We start from the raw sequence: 1,730 nt of genomic DNA, 5'->3' as shown, positions 1-1,730 counted from the left end.
GAGGAATAATACAACCGATCCTCCCAGTCAAAACCCAGCCACCGCACATCTTCCATAATGGACTTTACATATTCTTCCTCTTCCTTGATGGGGTTGGTATCATCGAATCGAAGATTACATTTCCCTGAGTATTGCGAAGCCAGTCCAAAATTCAGGCAAATAGACTTGGCATGGCCAATATGGAGATAACCATTAGGTTCAGGAGGGAAGCGTGTATGAACCCTGCCATCATACTTCTGTGTCTTTAAATCTTCCTCAATGATATTTTGTATAAAATTGCTCGAGGACTCTGAATCTTCTGTATGCAAAATCTTTCTCCTCCACTAGACTATAGGCCATTGTGAAACGGCTCTCTTCCTAGCGCTGATTTTCAATTTTTCATGTAATATACATTCAAAAAAACCAATACTTGTTACTTGCTCCTGTTAAGTAGATTTTCTAAATCCTAGATAATACTTTTGAATGACCAGTAATCGCAAATTTATAATTTTACTGATTTTTATAATAACGGTGGCTTCCACCTTCTGGCTGGTGTCACGTTATCCGGCATTGGACAGCAAGGCCGCGCTTTCCGGCAGTGAGGCCTTTGAAGATCCCCTCACCCATGAGGCCCACTTTCATGCCCCAAGGAACGCTGACTTTATTACTAAAGTAGTTTTTACCACCCTGAACTGGTATGAGACCAACTGGCGTGGTATGGCATTTGGACTGGTTCTCGCTGCTGCATTCTACACACTACTCAAATATATTCCCCGACAGTCTTCCGACAGGCGCTTCCGTAACAGTTTTATGGGTATGTTTGTTGGAACCCCATTAGGAGTCTGTGTCAATTGTGTCGCGCCTATTGCTAAAGGCATGTATGAAGGTGGCAGCAAAATGGAAACTGCGCTGGCCGTCATGTTCAGTTCCCCTACTCTCAATATCATCGTCCTCACCATGTTGTTTTCGATTTTTCCTTTCTATATGGCAGTGATGAAACTTCTGGCGACTTTTATTTTGATCCTGATTATCGTTCCCCTGATCTCTGAAAAAAACCGGATCACACCCGAGAAACAGCCTGCAGAAATAGACCCCGCCGCATCCTGCGAAATAAACTCTGCTCAGGAGTCCTGGCCAACAGCCTTCCAGTCAGCAAGCCTTGAGTACTGGAAAAGCTTTCGCTACATATTTATCCGAACCGTCCCCCTGATGTTATTAGCTGGTGCGTTTGGGGCACTGGCAAGTCATCTATGGAGCTTTGACAAACTGATCGGGGTTCCGGTCAACCTTGCAAATCTAAGCCTGCTCTCCTTCATGGGCACACTGATGCCACTGCCAATAGCTTTTGACCTCATGTTGGCACAGGCGATGATGATGTCCGGGCTGTCCCCCGCGTTCGTAACCACACTTGTGTTTACCTTCGGGACATTCAGTATTTATTCCGCCATGATTGTTTACAGAACTTTCTCTTTTTTACTGGCAGTAAAATTATTTGTGATTGTATTTTCCATAGGCATTGGTTTGGGGTATGCCTCGAACACTTTTTTAGAACACAGACACGTTAAATGGTTAGCACAGTACGACAAGGTGATAGCAACCAACGATACATCTACATCAGATAAACGGGAGATCCGTTTCCCCGAAAAAAATTATTCCCCAAAAGCCATGACACGTTACACATCGCCCATCATCTTAAACCAGGGCAACGTTAAAGTTCATGCCCTTGCCCAGGCTCCACGCAACAAGCATGT

At 44.5% G+C, this 1,730-nt stretch carries 2 protein-coding genes; one reads left to right on the top strand and one right to left on the bottom strand.

The window, feature by feature from the left end:
- On the bottom strand, positions 1-308 hold a 308-nt coding region (locus tag F3741_01335), incomplete at its 3' end, for a glutamine--tRNA ligase (GenBank protein MZG29441.1).
- Between the two features lie 154 nt (positions 309-462).
- Here F3741_01335 and F3741_01330 point away from each other — a divergent pair.
- Positions 463-1,730: hypothetical protein (locus F3741_01330; GenBank protein MZG29440.1), on the top strand; the 1,268-nt coding region annotated here is incomplete at its 3' end.

Source organism: Nitrospinota bacterium (genome assembly GCA_009873635.1).
GTDB lineage: Bacteria > Nitrospinota > Nitrospinia > Nitrospinales > VA-1 > LS-NOB.
This window is presented reverse-complemented; position numbering and strand designations above follow the sequence as displayed.